We start from the raw sequence: 22,606 nt of genomic DNA on the forward strand, positions 1-22,606 counted from the left end.
CGCCCCCCCTTCGCCCGGCCCCCCCCCGCCTACAACCTGCCTACCCCAACCGCGTTCTTTAAATTGTGCGCGCCCCTCATGGGTTCCGGTGGCCGGAACCCCACAATGGGTTCCGGCCACTCTCCGCTGTACGGCGGTGCCGTAGGGGTGCCGCCGTGAACAAGGCGCCGCAGCCGCCGTGTTCGGGACGTCAGGAGCCCTTCGGCCTGACGACCACATCGCTGGCGCAGGAGACCTTGCCCTTCGAGGTCGGGCAGCTCTGCGCCGACTCGTTGACGATGTGGACCTTCCCGAGCGAGTCGGTGGTCATCCGGTACTCGGCCACCTGCACACAGCGGATGGTGCCCTTGCCGTCGTCGACGCACTTGTTGCTGGGGCCCTCGCCCGCCACGGCCTGACCGGCGCCGAGGCCGATCAGCGCGAGGCTTCCGAGCACTCCCGCTGCCGCTGCGATCTTCTTCGAACTGAACATCTACCTATTCCTTTGACGGTCGTCCCCAACGCGCGGGGACGACGGAGTCGTGCCGGGTGCCTTGACGGCAACGAGCCGGGCAGGCCCGGAGCCCGAACACGAAGTTCGAGTTCCGCGGCCTGCCTGGGTCGTCTGGAGGTGCTTAGTCCTCCTCGCCACCGACGGTGAAGCTCGTGGCGCAGGTGACGGACGACTCCTCGCTGTTGTCCTGCTGCGACAGGCCGAGGATGGCCAGCGACAGGTTGATGTCGTCGATGTTGATCAGACCCGTGGTCGAGTCGTTCTGCTGGCACGACTGGGTCTGCTTGTTGTTCAGCTCGACCTGCGGGTCGTCACCAGCGTGGCCGACACCGGCGCCCAGGAAGCTGACACTGCCGAGCATGGCCATGACGACCGCGGCCTTCTGGTACTTGCGCATTACTTCTCCATTCTCGAGTCGACACAGCCCGCGATGAACTGGTCGCTGTTTCCGCCGCCAAAATTAGGCGACGCCCGGGGAAATTGAGTACGTGAAACGCCGAACCGCGGAGCGCCATTAAAAAGGAACCCGTTGGCGCCATTGTGTATTCATAAAATCTGCCAATCGGCTGGCGGACGGAAATCCGCCGACCGGCCGGGCAGGCCCGGCCCCGGACACGAGAGTCCGGGTTCCGAGGCCTGCCCCATCACTGAACCAGTGATCACTTGCCGAGCTTGAAGCCCTGGACGCAGTGCAGAGCCTCGGACTCGCTGTTGTCCTGGCTGGACAGACCCAGCAGAGCGCCGACACCGACGTTGACGTCGTCCACGTTGACGAGGCCCAGGGCGCTGTCGTTCTGCGAGCAGCTCTGCGACTGCTTGTTGTCGAGCTTGAACGCCGGGTCGTCACCGGCGTGGCCGACGCCGGCGCCCAGGAAGCTGACGCTGCCGAGCATGGCCATGACGACCGCGGCCTTCTGGTACTTGCGCATTACCTCTCCGTTCTCGAGTAGACACGAACCGTGATGGATCGGTCACGTGCAGTGAGTAACGTAGGCGAGGTGCGCAACTTTGAACAGGCGAAACGCCCAATAACGTAGTTTTCCTGTGAATGGGCACGTCATAGGACCGTAGGGCCGGTATCAAATGGCCGAGTTCCGGGCGGGCCACCGAGCCCTCCTGCGGGCCGTCTATTTCAAAAGGGTGATGCGCGGGAGATCACCGTGACCCGTCCGCGTGCGGCGCGTTGAGCGGGGAGTGCGGATGCGCGTCATGCATCTGCGCTTTACCGAATCAGTTAGGAGAACGTGATGTCTCGCATCGCGAAGGCTGCCACTGTCGCTCTCGGCACGGGTGCCGTGGTCCTCAGCGGGGCTGCTATGGCCTCGGCGGACGCCGGCGCCAAGGGTGCGGCGGTCCACTCGCCCGGCGTCATCTCGGGCAACGTGGTCCAGGCCCCGATCCACGTGCCGATCAACGTGTGCGGCAACACGGTCACCGGGATCGGTGCCCTGAACCCGGCCATCGGCAACACCTGCATCAACGACAGCGGCAAGAAGAAGTAGCACCGACGCCTGTCGCAACCCTCAAGAGCCCCGGCCGCCCGAGCGCCGGGGCTCTTCGCATGCCGGCCGCCCTCGATCAGGGCGAGGCGCACAGCAAACGGCCCCCGGTTCGCACCGGGGGCCGATCGCCGCGTGTTGTCGGATCTCAGGCGTGCAGCCCCACGTCACCGTGCACCGGCTTCGCCTCGTTCACGACGGCCGCCGCTTCCTTCATCGTGCCGAGGACCGAGGCGTCCTGCTCGCCGTTGAGGACGTTCGTCTCCTGCGACAGCGGCATCATCTCGAAGGGGATGCCGGTGCGCAGGCCGGTGTCCAGGCCGGTGGAGGCCAGGTCGCGGGAGCCCTCGGCGGCGTAGGCGGGCGCGGCCACCGTGGCGGCGATCAGGGATCCGGCAAGAACGGCGGCAGCCTTCAGGGACTTCATCGTGTTCCTTTCTTCGGCAACGCAGGTCGCCGGAGGGGAATGTGTCGCCCTGTCTAACGATCCCTGGCCGGACCGGAAACCGGGACGCCCCAGATTGACGAGTCCTCATATGAGATCAGCGCGGCGTCACCTCACGTGTCACGAGGCCGGCATCAGCACCACCGAGGTCTGCGGGGTGAGGGCGGGGAGGGTGGTGGCCGTCGCCGTCGGCGTGGTGGTCACCGTGCTCGACGTGGCCGTGTCGGTGGTCGACGCGGCGAGGTCGGGGTCGGTCACGGCTTCGATGAGCGCGTCCACTTCGGCGAGCAGTTGGTCGATGAACTCGTCGAGCGAGTCGAACGAGTCGACCTCCGTGTCGGCCAGCGCGTCCTCGGCCGCGGTCTCGGCGGCCTCCGCCGCCTCGTCGGCCGCGTCCTCGGCCGCGTCCGCCGCCGTGTCCTCCGTCACCACGTCGGTCGTGTCGTCAGTGGTGTCCGTGGTCTCCGTGGTGCCCGCGGTCGCGGCGTCCTCGGTGAGGCCCGGGAGCAGCAGGTCGAGGATGCCCCCGAGGAGGTCCAGCAGGCCGCCCAGCAGGTCGTTCGTGAGCTCGGCGTCGGCGGCGGGCAGCAGTACTCCGGTCGCCGTGGTCGTCGTCGGCTCCGTCGGGACGAGGGTGACCACCGGCTGCTCGTCGGCGGCGGCCTTCCTCAGCGCGTCCTTCGCGGCCTCGCCCAGTTTGCGCATCTCGGCGGGAGACAGGGTGGTCCGGTCCTGCTGAAGCACCGCCTCCATCAGGTCGACGACCGGAGTGAGCGGCCCCGCCTGGGCGTCGAGCTTCTCGACGCGCGCCAGCAGCGCGTCGGCGCCGGGGAGCGCCGCGGCCGGTGCCGCGACCTTGCTGCGCTCATGGACCGGGTCTGCCGCCAGGGCGGCGGGGCCGGTGATCCCGACCAGGAGGGCGGCGCACAGTGCGCTGAGTGCGAGGCGCCGTGCAGGCAGAGCGCGCATGGGCAGTTCCTTTCGAGGGGCTTCGGATCCTGAACCCACCGTGAGAGCGCCCCGGACACCCCGCAACCGATCATGGGCCTTTCGGATTGTCACCGGTCACCCCATTGCCCGTACCGCCTGATGAGCGGCCGCGTCGCCGCCACCTGACCCGGGTCGCGCGGGAGTCCCGGGTTTCACGATTCCAACACACTTGCCGTTGTTCATTGAGTTTCAGTGAATTTGTCCGGTTGGTGACTAGAGTTGCGAACCTCCCGACGCATCCCTCACGGGCGGACGCATCGCACTCGTCCCCGCTGCTGCCTGCCGCCGCCATCTGCTTGACGAAAGGCTCCGACGGTCATGCGCCAATCCCTGGGTCAGCTGCTTCGCCATGCGACGGTGGGCGTGCTCACCCTTGCCGCGGTATGGGCGTCCTGCGGCTCCCCCGCCGCCGCCCCGGCTCCCGAGGCCGACAGCATCGCGTTCGACCCCAGGCATCGCGCGGTCCAGCACGGCGGCATCGTGCGCGCGGCGAACTCCTCCATCACCTGCCGCCCGCGCCAGTCGCCGTGTTCGGACGTACGCGACGGTGCGGCCGGGGTGAACGGCGACTTCGACATGTACTACATCGACGTCGACAGCGACCCGAACACCTACAACTCCTCCCGCGCGGAGGTCCGTCTGCCCACTGGCTCGCGGGTGACGTACGCGCGCCTGTACTGGGGCGGCAATCTGCGCGTCGGCGAGCAGAAGCCGGCGGCGGACAACGGCCGGGTTCTCATCGCCGAACCCGGCGGCGACTACAAGGAAGTGCTCGCCGACACGGTCGTCGGACACCGTGTGGCCGACGACGCCGACGCCTTCCAGGCCTCGGCGGACGTCACCTCGCTGGTGCGCGACAGCGGAGCCGGTCTCTACACCGTGGCGCAGGTCAACGTGGCCGCCGGGCAGTCCGCCGCGGGCGCCTGGGGCGGCTGGACGCTGGTGGTGATGTACGAGAACGCGGCGGAACCGCTGCGGCAGCTCGCCCTGTGGGACGGCTTCGCCGCGCTGCGCTCCCGCGGCGGCGAGGAACTCAAGCTCTCCGGCCTGAACATCGCCGACGGCGCGCCCGGCCAGGTGGGCCTGGTCGCGTACAACGGCGACCGCGGCACCACCGGCGACTCGCTCGTCGTGACCGGCCCCTCCGGCTCCGCCGCGCTCGGCAACGGCGCCAACCCGGGCGGCGACGTCCTCAACTCCACCATCAGCGGCCCCGGCACGGGCTCCCCGGCCCGGGTCCCGGCGTACGCCAACACCCTCGGCTACGACTCCGACGTGTTCGACGTCGGCCGGGGTGTGCTCGGCGCCGGTGACCAGGCGGCCCTGCGGCTCACCTCCGCCACGGACGCGGCGTGGGCCGGCGTCCTGTTCATCGCCGCCGACGCCCGGCAGTGAACGCGCCGCCGGCCGATCCGAACGCCTTCGTCAACGCCATCGTCAGCGCCTTCGTCAGCGAGGAAGCCCTCACCATGGACCTGCCGTCCTCCTCCGGTCGCCGTCCGCGTGTCCTGCACCTCACGCAACCGGTGGACGGCGGAGTCGCCCGCGTCGTGGCGGACCTGGTGCGGGCCCAGCTCGCGGACGGCCTCGAGGCCGTCGTGGCCTGCCCGGACAGCGACCTCACCACCCGGCTGCGGGCGCTCGGCGCGCACGTACGGCCCTGGCAGGCGACGCGGTCGCCCGGTGCCTCGCTGGCGCGGGAGGTGCGAGCGCTCGCCCGGCTGATCGATGAGGTGCGCCCGGACCTGGTGCACGCGCACAGCGCGAAGGCCGGACTCGCCGGGCGGCTCGCGGTGCGCGGCCGGATCCCGACCGTGTTCCAGCCGCACGCCTGGTCGTTCGAGGCGGTCGGCGGGACCACCGCCGCGCTCGCGCTGCGGTGGGAGCGGTGGGGGGCGCGCTGGGCCGCGCGGACGGTGTGCGTGAGCGAGGCGGAACGCGCGACCGGAGCGGCCGCCAAAATCGCCGGCCGGTGGACCGTCGTCCCCAACGGCATCGACCCCGAGCGCTTCCGCCCGGCGCGCGCCGACGCCGTACGGGCCACGCTCGCCCCGCTCGCCGGACTGCCCCCGCACGCCCCCCTCGTCGTCTGTGTGGGGCGGCTGTGCCGGCAGAAGGGCCAGGACGTGCTGCTGCGAGCCTGGGACGCCGTCGTGCGCCAGGTCCCCGACGCGCGTCTCGTCCTGGTCGGCGACGGGCCCGACCGTGACCGGCTGCGGGCGTGCGCGCCCCGCTCCGTGGTGTTCGCGGGGGCCGTCGGGGACACCGCCCCCTGGTACCAGGCCGCCGATCTCGTCGTGCTGCCGTCCCGCTGGGAGGGCATGGCCCTCGCCCCGCTGGAGGCGATGGCCTGCGGGCGGCCCGTGGTGGTCACCGACGTCGACGGCGCGCGGGAGAGCCTGCCACCGACTTTCGCCCCCGGCTGTCTGGTCCCGCCGGAGAACGCCGCCGAACTGGCCCGTGCCGTCGGCGAGCTGCTGCGCGACCAGCCGTTGCGCGCGGCCCTCGGCGACGGGGGCCGCGCGCATGTGCTGGCCCTGCACGACGTACGGCACACCACCAAGGCGGTCACAGACGTCTACCGCGACCTGCTCGGCACCTGGCCCACCGCGAGATGGACGCGCCCGTCCCGGGCCGGCACGGGTGTCCGTCCGTCGGAGCGGAGCCGGGAGCGGAGCGCCGGGGCCCATCGGACCACACAGCGCGTCGAGCCATCCGAGCACAGGGAGTCCATCCACTCGTGACCGCCGAACGTACCGTGCCCTCCCCCGGCGTATCGCCACGGGAGCACGGATTCTCATCCGTCTCCGTCATGCCGAAACCCGGCACCGACACCACTTCCGATCCCACGACCGGCGGCACCGGTTTCCGGCTGCCCGCCGCGGGGCGTCCGGCGCGGCCGGTCTCGCCGCTGCCGCTGCTCGCCGCCGACGCCGCCGCGGCGCTGCCGGCCGCGCTGGCGCTCGCCGATGCGCGGCGTCATCTCCTGTTCGTCGCGCTGCTGTTCGGCGCGACGCTGCTGCTGCGCCCGCGTGACCGCAGACCACCGGTACCGGGACTGCTGGAGGAACTGCCCGCCGTGTGCGGGCGGATCGCCGTGGCCTGGCTGGCGTCCGCCGCGCTGTGGGCGGCGTACCGGCCGGAGCTCGCGCCGGCCGCCGGCACCGTACTGGCGGGTCTCGCCCTGCAGGCGGTGGCGTGCTGTGTGCTGCGGGCCGCCGTGCACGGGCGGCGGCGGGCCGCGCTGCTGCGGCATCCACAGACCGCTCTCGTGATCGGACCGGCGGCGACCGCGCAGCGCGTGGCCGCCGCCGTGCTGCGTCACCCGCGCTGCGGGGTGCGGCCCGTGGGGATCGTCGCCGAGCAGCCGGACGGCACCGAGGGGATCCCGGTGCTGCGGACCGGCGAGGAGGTCGAGCGCGCGGTCATCCAGAACGGGGTGCGGGCGGTGCTGGCCGTGCATCCCTCGGTACGCGCCGACCAGGGGCCGCTGCTGCGCACGCTGGCCGAGTCGGGATGCGTGATCTGGGAGGTCGACGCCGACGTGCCGGCGTATCCGGCACACGAGCGGCTGGCCGGGTTCTCCTGCCGGCGGCTGGACTTCTCCCCGGCGCGGGCGGGCAGCGTGGGCAAGCGGGTCCTCGACATCCTGGTGTCGGGGTCGCTGCTGCTCGTGGTCAGTCCGCTGCTGCTGGCGTGCGCGCTGACGCTGCGGATCAGCGACGGGCCCGGGGTGGTGTTCCGGCAGGAGCGCATCGGGCGCGACGGCCGGCCGTTCACGCTGCTGAAGTTCCGCACGCACCGGCCGGTCGACGAGCACGAGTCGGCGACGCGGTGGAGCGTGGCCAACGAGAACGAGATGCGCCGGTTCTGCCGCATGCTGCGGCGCACCTCGCTGGACGAGCTGCTCCAGCTGTGGAACGTGCTGCGCGGCGACATGAGCCTGGTCGGGCCGCGGCCCGAACGCCCGTACTTCGTGGCGCAGTTCAGCCAGACCTACCCGGGTTACGCGGCCCGCCACCGGATGCGGACCGGCATCACCGGGCTCGCCCAGATCCACGGGCTGCGCGGCGACACCTCGATCGAGGACCGCGCCCGGTTCGACAACGCCTACATCGACGACTGGTCGCTGTGGCAGGACGTCTGCATCCTGCTGCGCACCGCCGCCACGCTGGTACGGCCGACGGGGAGCTGACAGAACGTGCGTCACGCCCTCCCGCTCCCGCGCCGGGCGGCCGAACGGGTGCCGGTCCTGCCCCTGGTGGCGGTGATCGCCCTGCTGGCCGTGCCGCACACGGGGGACGGCGCCGGGCCCGCGGACGCGGTCTCCGGGCTGCTGGTGGTGTACTGCGTGATCCTGCTGCTGCGCGAGCGGCGGCGCCCGCTGTCGCCCGTCGCGGCGCTCGTGCTGGGCCTGCCGGTGGTGGGCCTGGCGCTCGCCGCCATGGGGGCCTCCTCGGCGACGGCCGGGCTCACCGGTCTGGGCCGCTATCTGCAGGTCTTCGTGCTGGTCCCGGCGGCCGTGCTGGTGCTGCTGCGGCATCGGGCCGACTTCCGGGTGCTGGCCTGGGCGTTCGTGGGGCTCGCGGGGTGGCAGGGGGCGCTCGGTGTGCACCAGTACGTCACCGGGACCGGTGCCTCGTACCAGGGCGAGCCCATCCGGGCGGTCGGCACGTTCGGGGCGCAGGACGTGATGGGCATGGCCTCGGTGGTCGCGCTCGGCGTGGTGTGCGCCGTGGGGCTCGCCCTGGGGCGTGCGCCGCGGTGGCAGCGGGCGACCGCCGCGGGGTGCGCGGTGGCGCTGCTGCTGCCGCTCGCGCTGTCGTTCAGCCGGGGCGCCTGGATCGCGACGGCGCTGACCTGCGCGGTGCAGCTGGCGCTCGCCGGGCTGCGGCGCGCGGTGAAGACGGCCGCGGCCGTGGTCGCCGCGGGTGTCGTCCTGATGGGTGGCTTCGGCGTCGGCACGGCGCAGCTGCAGGAGCGGATCGACAGCATCGGGCAGGTCACCGACGCACCCGACCAGTCCGTCGTGGACCGCTACGCCCTGTGGGCGTCGGCCACCGGCATGTGGGGCGAACACCCGCTGACCGGCGTGGGGCTGAAGGGCTTCCCCGAGTACCGCGACGGACACGCCACGCTGGCGCTGTCGTCGGGCAGCGACATCGAGGGCGCGGGCGAGGCGTACCACCGGCAGGCGCTGCTGTCGCCGCACAGCATGTATCTGCTGGTGCTGAGCGAGCAGGGCCTGATCGGGCTGCTCACCCTCGCCGGCGGCTGGCTGGCGCTGCTGGTGTGCGGTCTGCGCCGGCTGCTGCTGGTCCGCCGCCGCGGCTCCGGCACGGACTGCGGCCTGATCGCCTGCGGCCTGCTGATCTGGCTCCTGACCGACTTCGTCTACGGCGACATCGGCGGCCCCTCGACGGTCCTGACGGCCATGGCTCTCGGCCTCGCGGCCTGGTGGGCGCTGGCCGGTGTGCCGCGCGACGCCGCACTGCCGCACGACGAGGCAACCGCACGCATCGAGGAGGCCGTGTCCCGATGACGGTGGTCCCTTCACGCACTCCGGACAGCCCGGGCACGTCCGATCGCCCCGAACGCCGTGGCGAGGCATCCGTCGGCACGGAAGCGGGCACCCCCGCACGCCGGGAACCCGCAACCGGCCGCTCCGGGGTGCCGGGCCCCGGAAACGTGGACCCGGCAACCGGCCGCTCCGGAGGGCCCGGCCCCGCGACCCGCGGCCCGGGAACCGAACACCCCGCAGCGCACGGCCCGGCGACCGACCGCCTCACACCCGACGGCCGCCCCTGCCCCGACTTCCCCGCGGGCGACGAGTCCCCGGACCCGACCCCGCGGGCGGACACCACGGCGGTCGCCGTGCCGGGGGCGCGGAGTGGGAAGGCCGGTGGCGCCGAGCAGGCCACGACCTCGGGGAAGTTCCTTCGCCGGGCCACTCTGGTCACCGCGGCGCTGTCCGTCGGTGGGTCGTTGCTCGGGCTGGTGCGGGATCAGTCGCTGGCGCGGCTGTTCGGGGCAGGGAGCGACACCGACGCGTTTCTGGTGGCGTGGACCGTGCCGGAGGTGGCGGCCACGCTGCTGATCGAGGACGGGCTGGCGATCGCGCTGATCCCGGCGTTCAGCATGGCGCTGGCCCGCCGTGCGCGGGGCGTGCCCGGTGATCCCGTGCGCGCCCTGGTCGCCGCCACGCTGCCCCGGTTGTGCCTCGCCTTCGCCGCCGTGGCCGCGCTCGTCGCCATCGCGGCTCCCCTGCTGGTGCGGGCGCTCGCCCCCGGGCTGCCCGACCCCCGCCTCGCCGTCGACTGCACCCGGCTCACCGCGATCAGCCTGCTGGCCTTCGGTCTCGCCGGGTACTGCAGCGCCGCCCTGCGCGCCCACCGCAGCTTCTTCGCGCCCGCGGCCATCTACATCGCGTACAACACCGGCATCGTCGCCGCGATGTTCCTGCTGGGCGACGCGTGGGGCGTGCGGTCGGCCGCGGTGGGGGTCGCGGTGGGCGGCGTGCTGATGGTGGTCGTCCAGCTGCCGTCGCTGTGGCGGCATCTGACGTCCCGTACGTCCGCGGTCGTCGACACCCCCGAGGCCGGCGACGACGTGCGGGAGCGGACGGTGCGGCTCGCGCTCATCGCGGCCGTGCTGCTGTTCGCGCTGTGCCGTCAGTCGCAGGTCCTCGTCGAACGCTTCCTCGCCTCCTCCCTGCCCGCCGGGGCCATCTCGCACCTCAACTACGCGCAGAAGGTCGCCCAGATCCCGATGACGCTGTCGCTGATGGTGTGCACCGTCACCTTCCCGGTGGTGGCACGCGCTCTCGCGGACGGCGACGGCGAACGGGCCCGCCGCCGCGTGGAGCGGGATCTCGTCCTGGCCTCCTGCGTGGTGCTGCTGGGCATGTGCGCGGTGCTGGCCTGCGCCCCGCAGATCATCGAACTGCTCTTCCAGCGCGGCGCGTTCACCGCGAGCGACACGGTCGCGACGGCCGAGGTCATGCGCGTCTACGCCCTCGGGCTGCTGGCCCAGACCCTGGTGGGCGCCCTGGTCCGCTCCTACTTCTCGGCGGGCCGGCCCTGCTGGTACCCCCTGGCGGTGATGTTCGCGGGCGTCGTCGCCACGTCCCTGATCGGCGCCGCGACCGTACGGCCGTGGGGGGTGGCGGGGATCGCCGCCGCCAACGCCTTCGGCATCACCGTCACCGCCGCCCTGCTGCTCGCCGGTCTGCGCACGGGCCGGCGCGGCGGCAGCCCGTACGGCGTCTCGATCCGGCTGAGGAAGGTCCTCGCCGAGCTGAGCCGGCCCGTGCTGGCCGCGGTCTGCGCGACCGCCGCCGGGACGTTCGTCGCGAGCCGGCTCGAATCCCCGGCAGCGGGCCTCGCCGCCGGCTGTCTGACCGTCACCGCAGTCTTCGTCTCCCTCGCCTGGGCCCTCGGCATCCAGGGTTTCGCATCCGCACTGCGCCCCGTACGCGCCGTCACACGAAAGCTGACTCATGGCCGCTTCCGTTGATTCCGTCACCACCGACAGACCCGGCAGACCCTCCGCCCCTCACCGGGGGCCCGTTCCGTGGGTCGCCATGTACCACTCCGTGGGCGACTGCTCGGACGATCCGTACCGCATCACCGTCACCCCCGAGCGGCTCGGCCGGCAGCTGGCCTGGCTGCGCCGGCGCGGTCTGCGCGGCGTGTCCGTGGCCGACCTGCTCGCCGCCCGCGCCCGCGGCGAGGGCCGCGACCTGGTCGGGCTCACCTTCGACGACGGCTACGTCGACTTCCTCACCGGCGCCCTGCCGCTGCTGCGCCGCTGGAACTGCGGCGCCACCCTCTTCGTCCTGCCCGGACGGCTCGGCGGCGACAACGCCTGGGACCCGCTGGGTCCGCGCAAGCCGCTGCTGACCGCGGCCGGCATCCGGCAGGCGGCCCAGGAGGGCGTGGAGATCGGCTCCCACGGACTGACCCACGTCGACCTCACCAAGGCGGACGATCTCACCCTGAAGGCGGAGGTCGCCGAGAGCCGCGCGCTGCTGGCGGAGCTGACCGGCGCGCCGGTCGACGGCTTCTGCTACCCGTACGGCACGGTCGACCCGCGCGCCGTCCAGGCGGTGCGGGAGGCGGGCTACCGCTACGCCTGCGCCATCGACCCCGGCCCGCTGACCGGTCCGCTCGCGCTGCCGCGCATCCACGTCGGCCAGAACGACACGGCCTGGCGGATGCTCCTCAAACTCCGGCTGCACCGGCTGCGCCGGCGCCCGGCGAAGGGGCTGTGACATGAGGGCCCTGCACATCATCACCGGCCTCGGCGTCGGCGGCGCCGAGCAGCAGCTCCGCCTGCTGCTGCGTCACCTGCCCGTCGAGTGCGACGTGGTGACGCTCACCAACCCCGGCGCGGTCGCCGACGGTCTCGCCGCCGACGGGGTCCGCGTCACGCATCTCGGCATGCACGGCAACCGCGACCTCACCGCCCTGCCGCGCCTGGTCCGCACCATCCGCGCGGGCGGCTACGACCTGGTGCACACGCACCTGTACCGGGCCTGTGTCTACGGCCGGCTCGCCGCGCGGATGGCGGGGGTGCGGGCCGTGGTGGCCACCGAACACTCCCTCGGCGACACCCAGATGGAGGGCCGCCGTCTGACGTCCGGGGTGCGTGCGCTGTACCTCGCCAGCGAGCGGCTCGGCTCGGCGACGGTGGCGGTGTCCGCCGCGGTCGCCGACCGCCTGAAGCGCTGGGGGGTGCCCGCGCCGCGCATCGAGGTCGTCCCGAACGGGATCGACCTGGACGGCTTCCGCTTCGACCCGGAACGCCGCGAGAGCACCCGGCGCCGGCTCGGCCTGCCCGAGGACGCGTTCGTCGTCGGCGGCATCGGCCGGCTCACCCCCGGCAAGCGGTTCGACGTCCTCGTCCAGGCGCTCACCCGGCTCCCGGCGGACTACTGGCTGCTGCTGGTGGGCGGCGGCCCCGAGGAGCACGTCCTGCGCCGCACGGCGCAGGAGGCGGGCGTGGCCGGACGGGTGCTGTTCACCGGCGAACGCCCCTACGTCGCCGACGGCTCACCGGGTCCCGATCTGCCGTCACTCACCAGCGCCATGGACCTGTTCGCCTCCCCGTCCGAGGACGAGGCCTTCGGCCTGGCGGCGGTGGAGGCGCTGGCCTCGGGCCTGCCGGTGCTGTACGCCGCCTGCCCGGCGATCGAGGACCTGCCGCCGTCGGCCGCCACCGGCGCCCGGCGGGTGCGGGGCGGACCGGAGGCGTACGCCCGCGCGATCGCCGAGGTGCGCGGGGCGGGCCCGCGGCCGCGCACGGTCCCGGAGGCCGCGCACCGCTACAGCATCACCCGCAACGCGGCCCGCCTGATGGACGTGTACGCGGCAGCCGTGTCCGGTCCCGGGACGCACGTGACCGAGCCGGTGTCGCTGCCCCTTCCCTCACCCCCGTCGGCCCCCTCATCGCACTCATCCCTCTCTTCCCACGGAGCAAGCTCCTCATGACCGACTCCCCGACCCGTCAGCGCCGTCTGTCCCTGGCTCGTGTCAGGGCGCTGCCGTCCTGGTCCGTGCTCGCGGCCGGCACCCTCGTCGGCGGACTGCTCGGCGGCGCGTACGGCCTGCTGACGCCCACGACGTACACGGCCACCAGTTACGTCGTCGCCGTGCCGACCTCGAAGTCCACCCCGGACGCCGCCCGCGGCTTCGCGCAGGCGTACGGCCGGGTGGCGACGCAGCTGGCGGTGCTCGGGGACGCACAGGTGTGGGCGGGGGTGCCGGTGCGGACGCTGCAGGACAGTGTGCGCGCGGCGACCTCGCCCGACGCGCCGATGGTGGCCCTGTCGGCCACCTCCTCCCAGCCGGGCCGGGCCGTCGACATGGCCAACGCGGTCTCGCGCGCGCTGACGCAGCACGCCGAGCACACCCGGGGCAGCACCCAGGTGCGGCTGGTGCAGTTCTCGCGGGCGGTCAGGCCGAGCGAGCCGACGTCCGCGTCGCCGGGCGTGACCGCCCTGGTGGGTGCGAGCGCCGGCGGGCTGCTGGGCGGTCTGGCCCTGCTGGCGCGGCCGAGGCGAGCCGGCCGGGACGACGAGGCCGTCCCGGCCGCCTCGGTGCCCGGCCCGGCCACCGCCGCCGATGCGCACGGCCAGCGGTGATCGCGGTGCCGGCCGGGCCGGCGGCGGGTGCTCTACCACCAGGTGAACCGGATGCAGAGCTTTCCGCCGAGCCAGTGCTCCACCCAGTCGCCCAGGTCCAGCTCCGAGCAGTTCTGGGGCTCGGGCGTGACGGGCGCCTCCGGGGTGGGCGTGGGTGTGGGCGTCGGGACCGGGTTCGCGGGATCGGTACGGCCGGAGAGGACGGACCGGTAGACGCGCGAGGACTCGGGGTTGGCGTCGCACTGCCACACCCCGTGCGGGCAGTAGTCGGTGATCGTGTTGTAGAGCGGCTTGTGCTCGGTGATCCAGGCGAGCATGCGCCGCATGTACTCGGGATTGTCGCCGTTGCGGAACAGACCCCATTCCGGGTACGAAATGGGCTTCCCGTGCGCCTTCGCGAATTCCACGTGTTCCTGAAGGCCGTAGGGCTCGCTCACCTGCTGGTCGAACGACATTCCGGCGGGCTGGTCGTAGGAATCCATTCCGACGATGTCGACCGTGTCGTCCCCCGGGTAGCACTCGGTCCAGGGGACGGCGTCCCGGCCACGGCTCGGCGTGAAGTCGAACTTGAAATTCTGGCCCGGCACCGCACGCATCGTGGTGACGATCCGCTTCCAGTACGTCTTCCACGCCTGAGGGTCCGGCCCGCAGCGGTGGGTGTACGTGGTGCCGTTCATCTCCCAGCCGAGCACGATCACCGTGTCCGGCACCTTCAGCCGGACCAGCCGCTCGGCGAGGGCGCGGAAGTGGTGGTCGAAGTCCCCGGCCGCGCCCCGCCGCACCAGCTGGCGCACCTCGTGGTCGGGCACGCCCTCCTCGTTGCGGGCCTGCATGGGGACGTTGAGGACGAGCGTCCGGTCGGACTTCTCGTTCCGCCAGCGGGCCCACGCCTCGAGGAAGTGGGCCCTTCCCTCGATGTCGCTCCAGTGGTTGCCGGGCAGGTAGGTGTGCCCGACGGTGAGCTCGGTGCCGCCCAGCCAGCGGCTGAACTGGTCCATACGGACCACCCCCCGGCCGTCGGAGGCGAGGAAGACGCCGAAGGGCGGGATCTCCTTGCCCGGCGCCCGGTCGGCCGACTCGGGCAGCAGCGGCACGGGGGCGGCGGGCGGGCTCGTCGGGGCGGCGGACAGCTCGGGGGTCGCGGTGGCGCCCGGGCCGGGGGCGCGGGCGTCGTCGGTGGGCACCACCTCCGCGTCCACGCCCATGACGAGACCGGACACCAGGGCGGCGGACACGGCGATCGTCGCCAGGCCCCTGGCCTGCCTGCGCTTCCGGACCCGCTTGTCGTGAGGGGCCATGTCTGCTCCTTGGGTCGGGTCGGTCGCGTTCGATCGGTCACGTTATTGACGCACAGTCACATGAAAGTCAGTCACAGGAGATCCATGGGCGCCACTGTCGTTGCGGCTTTCGAGTGCCGTTCTCGCCCGTGCGGGTGAGCGAACGAAATGAAACCGCCCCGGTGAAAAGCCGCCAGGCCTCCCTTCGAAGAAAGCGAGAATGCGTGTCGCTGCTCGACACCGGTGTCCCGGCCGTGGTGCTGCGGACCGACCGGAATCCCTTTCACCACGGAACGCTGGGCGCCGTGCGTTCCCTCGGCAGGGCGGGTGTCCCCGTGCATGTCGTCGCGGATGTGACGGGCAGTCCGGTCGGCCGGTCGCGCTATATGAGCCGGTTGCACCCCCCGCCGCCCCCGGGGGCGTCCGACGACGCCCTGCTCGCCGTGCTGCGCCGGGTGGCCGACGGCATCGGGCGGCCCGCCGTGCTGGTGGCGATGGACGACGCCTGCGCGCTCGCCGTGGCCCGCCTGCGCGAGAGGCTCGCGTCCTCCTACCTGTTGCCGGAGATGCCGGACGCGCTGGCCGAACGGGTCGCGGACAAGGCCGAGTTGGCCGCGGTGTGCGAATCCGCCGGCCTTCCGCATCCGCGGACGCTGGTCCCGGACAGCCCGGTGCGCGCCGCCGACGACGCGCGACGGCTGGGGCTGCCGGTGGTGGCGAAGTGGAGCCGGCCCTGGCTGCTGCCGGCCGGCAGCGGACTGCGCAGCACCCAGCTGGTGCACTCCGCGCAGCAGGCCCGTCAGCTGTACGAACGCAGCGAGGAGGCGGGCAGTCCGCTGCTGCTGCAGGAGTTCCTGCCGCCGGGGCCGGACCGCGACTGGTTCTTCCACGGCTACGCCGACCGCACCGGCGCCGTGCGCGCGGGCGGACCGGGCCGCAAGCAGCTGGCGTGGCCGCGCGGTGCGGGACTGACCGCGGTGGGCCGCTGGACGCCCAACCCCGAGGTGCGGGAACTGGCCGAGCGGCTCACCGGAGCGCTCGGCTACCGCGGCATCCTCGACCTGGACTTCCGGCGCTGCGGCAGCACGGGCCGCTACCACCTGCTCGACTTCAACCCGCGCCCCGGCGCCCAGTTCCGGCTGTTCACGGACAGCGCCGGCGTGGACGTCGTACGGGCGCTGCACCTGGATCTGACGGGCCGTGCGCTGCCGGACGGGGAGCAGAGGGCCGGGCGGGAGTTCGTGGTGGAGAACTACGCGCCGCTCGCCGCTCTGCGCGGCGCGCCGGGCGGGCGTGAACTCGCGTGGTACGCCCCGGACGACCGCGGTCCCGGATGGGCGATGTGGGCCCTGTGGTGCCGCCATGTGTCCGGCCGCCTGCGGCAGCGGCTGATCCCGAGGCCGGCCGCGCCGGTCACTCCCCTGATTCCCCGGGCGGCCTCGCCCTTGCCGACCGACAACGAGAAAGCGAGCAGTTGATGATGTACGACCTTCTGGTGGTGGGCGCCGGTCCCTACGGGCTGTCGATCGCGGCGCACGCCGCGTCCGCCGGGCTGAGCCTCAGGGTGTTCGGCCGGCCCATGGCGTCGTGGCGCGACCACATGCCCGGCGGCATGTTCCTGAAGTCGGAGCCGTGGGCGTCCAACCTGTCGGATCCGGCGGGCCGCTGGCGGCTGGACGTGTACTGCGCGGAGAACGGGTTGACGGCACGTCACGCGCACCCGATTCCCGTGGAGGCGTTCGCCGAGTACGGCCTGTGGTTCGCCAAGCACGCGGTACCGGACGTGGACGAGCGCACGATCACCCGCCTGGCGTCCGTGCCGGGCGGTTTCCTCGCGGTCACCGAGGACGGCCAGGAGCTGCACGCGCGGACGGTGGCGCTGGCGGTCGGTGTGATGCCGTTCATCGAGGTGCCGCAGGCGCTGCGCGGTCTGCACCCGGCGCTGGTGACCCACAGCAGCCACCACAGCGACCTCGACCAGTTCCGCGGCAAGGACGTCACGGTGATCGGGGGCGGCCAGGCGGCTCTGGAGACGGCGGCGCTGCTCGCCGAACAGGGAACGCGGGTGCGGGTGCTGGCGCGGGCGGACCGGCTGGTGTGGAACGACATGCCGCCGGCCTGGGAGCGCCCGTGGTGGCAGTCCGCCCGCTCCCCGCACAGCGGGCTCGGCCCCGGCTGGAAGAACTGGTTCTACTCCGAGCGTCCCGGCCTGTTCCGGCGGCTGCCCGAGTCGACCCGGGCGCGCATCGCGGCGACGGCGCTGGGTCCGGCGGGCGCCTGGTGGGTGCGGGACCGGGTGGAGCGTGCGGTGGAGGTGGTGCCGGGCCACGAGGTCACGGCGGCCTGCGCGGTGCCGGGCGGCGTACGTCTGGACACGGTGAGCCGTGACGGCGCGGTGCGCTCGCTGGAGACCGAGCACGTCATCGCGGCCACGGGGTTCAAGGCCCGCTGCGACCGGCTGGGGCTGCTCGCGCCCGAGCTGCGCGGGAGCCTGGCCACGCTGCCCGACGGCTCCCCGGAGGTGGGCCGCACCTTCGAGTCCTCGCACCCCGGCCTGTTCATGGCGGGCCTGGTCACCGCGTCGGGCTTCGGCCCGGCGATGCGCTTCGTCCACGGGGCGACGTTCACGGCCTCGACCCTCGTCCAGGGCGTACGGCGCCGGCTCCGCTCGACCCCGGCCCGCGGCACGGTCCCTCTCCCCTCGGGCGCCGACCGCGCCGAGACCCGGGCCCCGGTGACCCGCTGACCGGAGCCCCGCGGGGACACACCAAGGGCCGCCGACGGAACGCACTTCCGTCGGCGGCCCTCCGCCTGCACCCCCACCGCCGCGCCGCGAGCCCACACGACGCTCCCGGCGCCTCGGGGCAGGCCCGCCCGGCGCACCCGGCCTCTCGGTACCCGCCCGCGCGGCGAACCCGCCGTCTCGGGGCATGACAACGCCCCCGTCCGGCGTGGCCACCCGGGGTGGCGGTGTCGGAGCGGGGGCGTGGTCGGCTGCCGTGGGCCGTGGGGCCGGACCGGGAGGTCGGCGCCCGGTGCCTGTCGGCTGGGCGCGGAGCGGCTAGGCGCGGGACGCGGCGCGTCCACGGCGGTAGAGCACGGCGCCGCCGAGGAGCAGGGCCGCGCCGGCCGCCGAGGCGGTGAGGATGCCGTCGCTGCCGGTCTCCGCCAGGTGGGGCCCTTCGGGCTCCTCCTCCTCGACCGCGGGGGGCTCGACGACCCGCGTGGTCGGCGGCTTGTGCTTGGCGGGCGGAGTCTTGGTCTCCTCGTCGGGCTTGTCCGGCGTGGAGACGCTGTTCTCGCAGTAGTTGTCGTACGCCGTGTTGAACACGCCCACGACGTCGATGTTGTTGCCGCACACGTTGATGGGCGCGTGGATCGGCAGCTGGATCAGGTTGCCGGACAGCACACCGGGCGAGCCCTCGGCGACACCCACCGCCTGGTGGCCGCCGTCCTTGGACTTGCCGCCCTCGGAGGAGTTGACGCAGGTGTTGTCGCTCGTCTCGTTGAACAGTCCGGCACCGGCGACGTTGTTGCCGCACACGTTCACCGGGGCGTGGACCGGCACCTGGACGTTGTTGCCGGACGCGACACCGGGCGAGCCCTTGGCGCTGCCCACCGCCTGCGCGCCGCCGCCGGAGCTGCCGTGCTCGGCGGACTTCGAGGAGGAACCGGACGAAGAGGCGGATGCGGACGAGGCGTCGGACGAGGACTTCTCGGACGCGTGCGAGGTGTTGGCGCACACGTTCCCGGCCGCTTCATTGAGCGCGCCGACCGCACCGACGGTGTTGCCGCACACGTTCACCGGCGCCTCGACCGGCACCTGGACGTTGTTCCCGGACAGCACGCCGGGAGAGTCCTCGGCGGCTCCCACCGCCTCCGAGTCGGCGAGGGCCGGGGCACCGTACAGGGACAGAATGCCCGTGGCGGCGGCCGCCGCGAACACTCCCCTGCTCAGGGTCTGTCGCAATGTCGTTGTCTTCCTGCTTGAAGAATGGGAAAGCCGGCCTTGGCAAGAAGGCCGACCTGCGGAGGCCGGCCTTCTCGTGGCGTCGCATGCCCTACTTCTTCATCAACCCGATGCGCAGGAATCGGTTGCGCAGGTTCACCCGGTTGGCCCGCACCGGGTGCCGCACGGTGGACGGGTCAGTGGACGGGTCAGGACACCACGTCCTTGCGGGCGAAACCGCGGAAGGCCAGGGCGAACAGCACGAGGGCGTAGGTGACGGAGATCGCCGCGCCCTGGACCATCCCGGACCACTCGGGGGTGGGCTGTACGGCGTCCACCCAGGCGAACTGCCAGTGCGCGGGCAGGAAGTCCCGCCAGTGGCCGAGCGCGGTGACCGCGTCCAGCACATTGCCCACGATGGTCAGGCCGACCGCACCGCCGACCGCGCCCAGCGGGGCGTCGGTGCGGGTGGACAGCCAGAAGGCGAGCCCGGCGGTGACCAGCTGGGAGACGAAGAGGTATGCCACCACCACGAGCAGCCGCTGGGCGGCCGTACCGGCGTCGAGCACGCCGCCGGTGGGGATCCGCAGCGGACCCCAGCCGTAGGCGGCGGTGCCGACGGCGAGCGCGACCAGCGGCAGCAGCACCATCGCGGCGAGGCTGAGGCCCAGTCCGACGAGCAGCTTCGACCACAGCAGCCGCATCCGGGGCACGGGCGCGGCCAGCAGATAGCGCAGGGACGACCAGCTCGCCTCCGAGGCGACCGTGTCCCCGCAGAACAGGGCGACGGGGATGACCAGCAGGAAGCCCGCCGAGACGAAGAGGTTCACGGCGGCGAAGTTGGCGCCGGACGCGGTGGCCGTGTCCATCAGGGTGATGCGGTCGCCACGGCCGTCCGGCTCGCCGCCGATGGCGAAGGCGACGGCCAGCACGAAGGGCAGGGCGGCGAGGATCCCGAACATGACCAGCGTGCGGCGGCGCTTGAGCTGACGGACCAGCTCCACCCGCAGGGGCAGCGTGCGGCCCGCCCGGTAGCCGGAGGCGACCTCCGGGTGGTCGGTGAGCGTGCTGCTCATGCCGAGCCTCCGATCAGGGTGAGGAAGGCGTCCTCCAGGCGGCGGTGGGGGCCGACGGACCGCACGGGCACCTCCAGGCGTACGAGTTCGGCGACCAGGTGCTCCGCGCTGCCGTCGGCGTCGAGCCGCACCAGGAGCCCGTCGTCGGTGCGTACGGCCGAGGCCACACCGGTCAGGGCGGCGACCTTCTCGACGACCGGCTCCTCCGGGGCCGTGGGCGTGCCGACGAGCAGCATGTCCCCGGAGCCCACGATCTCGGCGACCGGGCCCGCCTGGACGAGCCGGCCGCGGTCCATCACGACGAGGTGGGTGCAGGTCTGCTCGACCTCCGCCAGCAGATGGCTGGAGACGATCACCGTGCGCCCTGCGGCGGCGTAACGGATCATCACCTCGCGCATCTCGCGGATCTGGGGCGGGTCGAGGCCGTTGGTCGGTTCGTCGAGGATGAGCAGGTCGGGCAGGCCGAGCATGGCCTGGGCGATGGCGAGGCGCTGGCGCATGCCCTGGGAGTAGGTGCGCACCGCGCGGGCCAGCGCGTCGCCGAGTCCGGCGATGCGCAGGGCCTCGTCGAGGTGGGCGTCCTCGGGCGGGCGGCCGGTGGCCCTCCAGTACAGCTCCAGGTTCTCCCGGCCGGACAGGTGCGGCAGGAAACCGGCGCCCTCGACGAAGGCGCCGACCCGGGAGAGCACGGGGGCGCCGGGGCGGATCGCGTGGCCGAAGACGCGGATCTCGCCGTCGTCGGGCCGGATCAGCCCCATCAGCATGCGCAGGGTGGTGGTCTTGCCGGCTCCGTTGGGCCCGAGGAGGCCGAGGACCTGGCCCCGCTCGACGCGGAAGGAGAGGTCCTTGACGGCGTACCGGTCGGCGGACCGGGCGTAGCGCTTGCTCAGGCCGGTGATCTGGAGCGGTACGTCGGTGAGCGCGGGGTCGGGGGCGGTGGCCCGGGTGCGGCGGCGGCCGGTGAGGATCAGGGCGAGGGCGGTCACGGCCGCGGCGAGGGGCAGCCACCACACCCAGGCGGGCAGCGGGGCCGCGGCGGTGGTGACGCCGGGCGCGGTCGGCACCGTCAGGTCGCTCTTCAGGGAAACGGTGTAGGCCGCAGGGGCGGCCGGGGAGGCGTAGCCGAGGTCGGTGGAGGCGAGGACGAGGCGCAGGCGGTGGCCCTTGTCGACCTCGTGGTCGACGGCCGGGAGCGTGAGCGTGACGTCCTTGCCCTTCTCGGCGTCCGCGACGCGGATCGGCGTGACCAGTTGCGAGGGCAGTACCTGCTGCCGTCCGTCCGGGCCGACGTCGTAGACCTTGGCGAACAGCACCGCGTCGTCGCTGGTCGAGGTCACGTGCACGGTGACCGTCGGCGATCCGGTGATGCGCAGGTCGCGGGCGAGGGGTGCGGACTCGAAGCGGGCGTGCTGGCCGGGGAAGTCGAGGGAGACACCGACGCCGAGCGAGGACAGCTGGGACAGGCCGTTGGAGCCGCCGAGTCCGGGGAGGGCGGAGACGGCGGGCGGGCCGCCACCGGCCGGGTTGTCGAAGGTCTGTTCGCGTCCGGTGAGCGGGATCGGCCGGGGTCCGCTGTCCAGGCCCGGGTAGCGGTCCGAGCCGGCGCCGCGGAGCTGGGCCTGGCCGTCGGTGGAGTCGACGCCTCCGGTGCGGGTGACGCGGAAGGCGGGCCCGGTGCCGGCCGTCTCGTCGCCCTTGAGGTGGCGGTCGAACCAGGCCCGGACGCGGTCCTGGACGCGGGCGGTCTCCGGGTCGCCGCCGTCGTGGCCGCCCGCGATCCAGTCGACGGCCACGGGGGCGCCGTTGCCGCGGATGGCCTTGGCTGCCGCGTCGGACTGGCCGAGCGGGAAGAGGGAGTCGGACTGGCCCTGCACGAGGAGGGTGGGGACGTCGATGCGGTCGGCGACGGCGGACGGTGAGCGTTCCTCCAGCAGCCGGCGGGCCTCGGCGTCGGGGATGCCGGACTCGGCGACCCGCTCGTACATCCGGCACAGCGCGGGCTCGAACTGCTCGCAGCCGCCGCCGGAGTTGACGAAGATGCCGGCCCACAGCTTCTTGAACACGCCGTTCGGGAACAGGGCGTCGGCGAGGTCGAAGTAGGTGACGGCCGGAGCGATGGCGTCGATCCGGTCGTCGTGTCCGGCGGTGAGCAGGGCGACGGCGCCGGCGTAGGAGGCGCCGGCGATGCCGACGCGCGGGTCGCCGGCCTTGTCGAGACGGACCTCGGGCTGCTCGGCCAGCCAGTCGACGAGCCGGGAGGCATCGGCGACCTCGCCCTTCGGATCGTTCAGCCCGATCTTGCCGGTGGACCTGCCGAATCCGCGAGCGGACCAGGTGAGCACCGCGTATCCGTCGCGTGCGAGGTCCTCGGCCTGCTCGCGCACATCGTCCTTGCTGCCGCCGAAGCCGTGCCCGAGCAGGACGGCGGGGCGGCGGCCGGCGGGGCCCGCGGTGAAGTACGAGGTGTCGACGCGCACTCCGTCGCCCATGGCCATGACCCGGTCGGCGCGTTTGACGGCGGGCGGCTCGTCCGAGGCGACGGCGCTCCACGTCCCGGCACCGGCGAGTACGACGACGGCGGCCGCGGCGGCGAGGGCCTGTCGGGGCCGTCGTGACCGGAACCACCGCGTCCCGGGCAGTCGAAGATCCATGCGACAACCGTACGGGGTGATTCTGTGCCCCCGTGGCGACCGGGGACCGAACTTCGGCACCTCCCCGGGGCGTACGCGGCCG

20 protein-coding genes are annotated in these 22,606 nt (G+C 73.2%); 11 read left to right on the forward strand and 9 right to left on the reverse strand.

Annotated features, from left to right (window positions below):
• Positions 1-190 precede the first annotated feature (190 nt).
• From AB0412_RS20160 to AB0412_RS20170, 3 genes are all read right to left on the reverse strand, one after another.
• Positions 191-472 (reverse strand): hypothetical protein, encoded by a 282-nt coding sequence (locus AB0412_RS20160; protein WP_366403944.1) that lies wholly within the window; start codon positions 470-472, stop codon positions 191-193.
• A 142-nt stretch (positions 473-614) separates the two neighbouring features.
• Positions 615-890, reverse strand: coding sequence for a hypothetical protein (locus AB0412_RS20165; protein ID WP_366403945.1), 276 nt, complete (start codon positions 888-890; stop codon positions 615-617).
• 262 nt (positions 891-1,152) lie between these two features.
• Positions 1,153-1,422 carry a hypothetical protein gene (locus AB0412_RS20170; RefSeq protein ID WP_366403946.1) on the reverse strand — a complete coding sequence of 90 codons (270 nt, stop codon included), beginning with the start codon at positions 1,420-1,422 and terminating at the stop codon, positions 1,153-1,155.
• A 318-nt stretch (positions 1,423-1,740) separates the two neighbouring features.
• On the opposite strand from AB0412_RS20170, the gene AB0412_RS20175 reads away from it, so the two are divergent.
• On the forward strand, positions 1,741-1,995 hold the full coding sequence (locus tag AB0412_RS20175) for a chaplin (protein ID WP_366403947.1): 255 nt from the start codon (positions 1,741-1,743) through the stop codon (positions 1,993-1,995).
• A gap of 145 nt (positions 1,996-2,140) precedes the next feature.
• On the opposite strand, the gene AB0412_RS20180 is transcribed toward AB0412_RS20175, so the two are convergent.
• On the reverse strand, positions 2,141-2,419 hold the full coding sequence (locus AB0412_RS20180; RefSeq protein ID WP_366403948.1) for a hypothetical protein: 279 nt from the start codon (positions 2,417-2,419) through the stop codon (positions 2,141-2,143).
• 138 nt (positions 2,420-2,557) lie between these two features.
• Positions 2,558-3,406 (reverse strand): hypothetical protein, encoded by an 849-nt coding sequence (locus AB0412_RS20185; protein WP_366403949.1) that lies wholly within the window; start codon positions 3,404-3,406, stop codon positions 2,558-2,560.
• A 339-nt stretch (positions 3,407-3,745) separates the two neighbouring features.
• On the opposite strand from AB0412_RS20185, the gene AB0412_RS20190 reads away from it, so the two are divergent.
• The 8 genes from AB0412_RS20190 to AB0412_RS20225 all read left to right on the forward strand — a co-directional run bounded on the left by AB0412_RS20190 (position 3,746) and on the right by AB0412_RS20225 (position 13,571).
• On the forward strand, positions 3,746-4,822 hold the full coding sequence (locus tag AB0412_RS20190; RefSeq protein WP_366403950.1) for a DUF3344 domain-containing protein: 1,077 nt from the start codon (positions 3,746-3,748) through the stop codon (positions 4,820-4,822).
• A gap of 74 nt (positions 4,823-4,896) precedes the next feature.
• Complete coding sequence (locus AB0412_RS20195) at positions 4,897-6,171, forward strand: glycosyltransferase (RefSeq protein ID WP_366404105.1); 1,275 nt, start codon at positions 4,897-4,899, stop codon at positions 6,169-6,171.
• On the forward strand, positions 6,168-7,622 hold the full coding sequence (locus tag AB0412_RS20200; RefSeq protein ID WP_366403951.1) for an exopolysaccharide biosynthesis polyprenyl glycosylphosphotransferase: 1,455 nt from the start codon (positions 6,168-6,170) through the stop codon (positions 7,620-7,622). Before AB0412_RS20195 ends, AB0412_RS20200 begins: the two co-directional genes overlap by 4 nt.
• 6 nt (positions 7,623-7,628) lie before the next feature.
• Entirely contained in the window at positions 7,629-8,969 is a 1,341-nt protein-coding gene (locus AB0412_RS20205; RefSeq protein WP_366403952.1) for an O-antigen ligase family protein, read from the forward strand.
• Between the two features lie 332 nt (positions 8,970-9,301).
• On the forward strand, positions 9,302-10,942 hold the full coding sequence (locus tag AB0412_RS20210) for a lipid II flippase MurJ (RefSeq protein WP_366404106.1): 1,641 nt from the start codon (positions 9,302-9,304) through the stop codon (positions 10,940-10,942).
• Positions 10,926-11,699 carry a polysaccharide deacetylase family protein gene (locus AB0412_RS20215; RefSeq protein WP_366403953.1) on the forward strand — a complete coding sequence of 258 codons (774 nt, stop codon included), beginning with the start codon at positions 10,926-10,928 and terminating at the stop codon, positions 11,697-11,699. The genes AB0412_RS20210 and AB0412_RS20215 overlap by 17 nt, the downstream gene beginning before the upstream one ends.
• 1 nt (position 11,700) lies before the next feature.
• Complete coding sequence (locus AB0412_RS20220) at positions 11,701-12,918, forward strand: glycosyltransferase (protein ID WP_366403954.1); 1,218 nt, start codon at positions 11,701-11,703, stop codon at positions 12,916-12,918.
• A complete protein-coding gene (locus AB0412_RS20225) occupies positions 12,915-13,571 on the forward strand; it encodes a lipopolysaccharide biosynthesis protein (protein WP_366403955.1) in 657 nt (218 codons plus the stop codon). Before AB0412_RS20220 ends, AB0412_RS20225 begins: the two co-directional genes overlap by 4 nt.
• A 32-nt stretch (positions 13,572-13,603) precedes the next feature.
• Here the strand turns inward: AB0412_RS20225 and AB0412_RS20230 are convergent, their stop codons facing one another.
• The gene (locus AB0412_RS20230) at positions 13,604-14,869 is read right to left on the reverse strand and encodes a glycosyl hydrolase (RefSeq protein WP_366403956.1); all 1,266 of its coding nucleotides are present in this window, start codon (positions 14,867-14,869) and stop codon (positions 13,604-13,606) included.
• Between the two features lie 203 nt (positions 14,870-15,072).
• On the opposite strand from AB0412_RS20230, the gene AB0412_RS20235 reads away from it, so the two are divergent.
• Both AB0412_RS20235 and AB0412_RS20240 read left to right on the forward strand, forming a co-directional pair.
• The gene (locus AB0412_RS20235) at positions 15,073-16,326 is read left to right on the forward strand and encodes an ATP-grasp domain-containing protein (RefSeq protein WP_366403957.1); all 1,254 of its coding nucleotides are present in this window, start codon (positions 15,073-15,075) and stop codon (positions 16,324-16,326) included.
• A 2-nt stretch (positions 16,327-16,328) separates the two neighbouring features.
• On the forward strand, positions 16,329-17,594 hold the full coding sequence (locus AB0412_RS20240) for an FAD-dependent oxidoreductase (protein ID WP_366404107.1): 1,266 nt from the start codon (positions 16,329-16,331) through the stop codon (positions 17,592-17,594).
• A gap of 315 nt (positions 17,595-17,909) precedes the next feature.
• Here AB0412_RS20240 and AB0412_RS20245 read toward each other — a convergent pair whose 3' ends face one another.
• The 3 genes from AB0412_RS20245 to AB0412_RS20255 form a co-directional block, all read right to left on the reverse strand.
• On the reverse strand, positions 17,910-18,818 hold the full coding sequence (locus tag AB0412_RS20245; RefSeq protein ID WP_366403958.1) for a chaplin: 909 nt from the start codon (positions 18,816-18,818) through the stop codon (positions 17,910-17,912).
• A 188-nt stretch (positions 18,819-19,006) separates the two neighbouring features.
• The gene (locus AB0412_RS20250; RefSeq protein ID WP_366403959.1) at positions 19,007-19,873 is read right to left on the reverse strand and encodes an ABC transporter permease; all 867 of its coding nucleotides are present in this window, start codon (positions 19,871-19,873) and stop codon (positions 19,007-19,009) included.
• On the reverse strand, positions 19,870-22,524 hold the full coding sequence (locus AB0412_RS20255; RefSeq protein WP_366403960.1) for an alpha/beta fold hydrolase: 2,655 nt from the start codon (positions 22,522-22,524) through the stop codon (positions 19,870-19,872). Before AB0412_RS20255 ends, AB0412_RS20250 begins: the two co-directional genes overlap by 4 nt.
• Between the last annotated feature and the right edge of the window lie 82 nt (positions 22,525-22,606).

Origin of the sequence: Streptomyces sp. NPDC052012 (assembly GCF_040689265.1) — a bacterium.
Classification (GTDB): Bacteria; Actinomycetota; Actinomycetes; order Streptomycetales; family Streptomycetaceae; genus Streptomyces.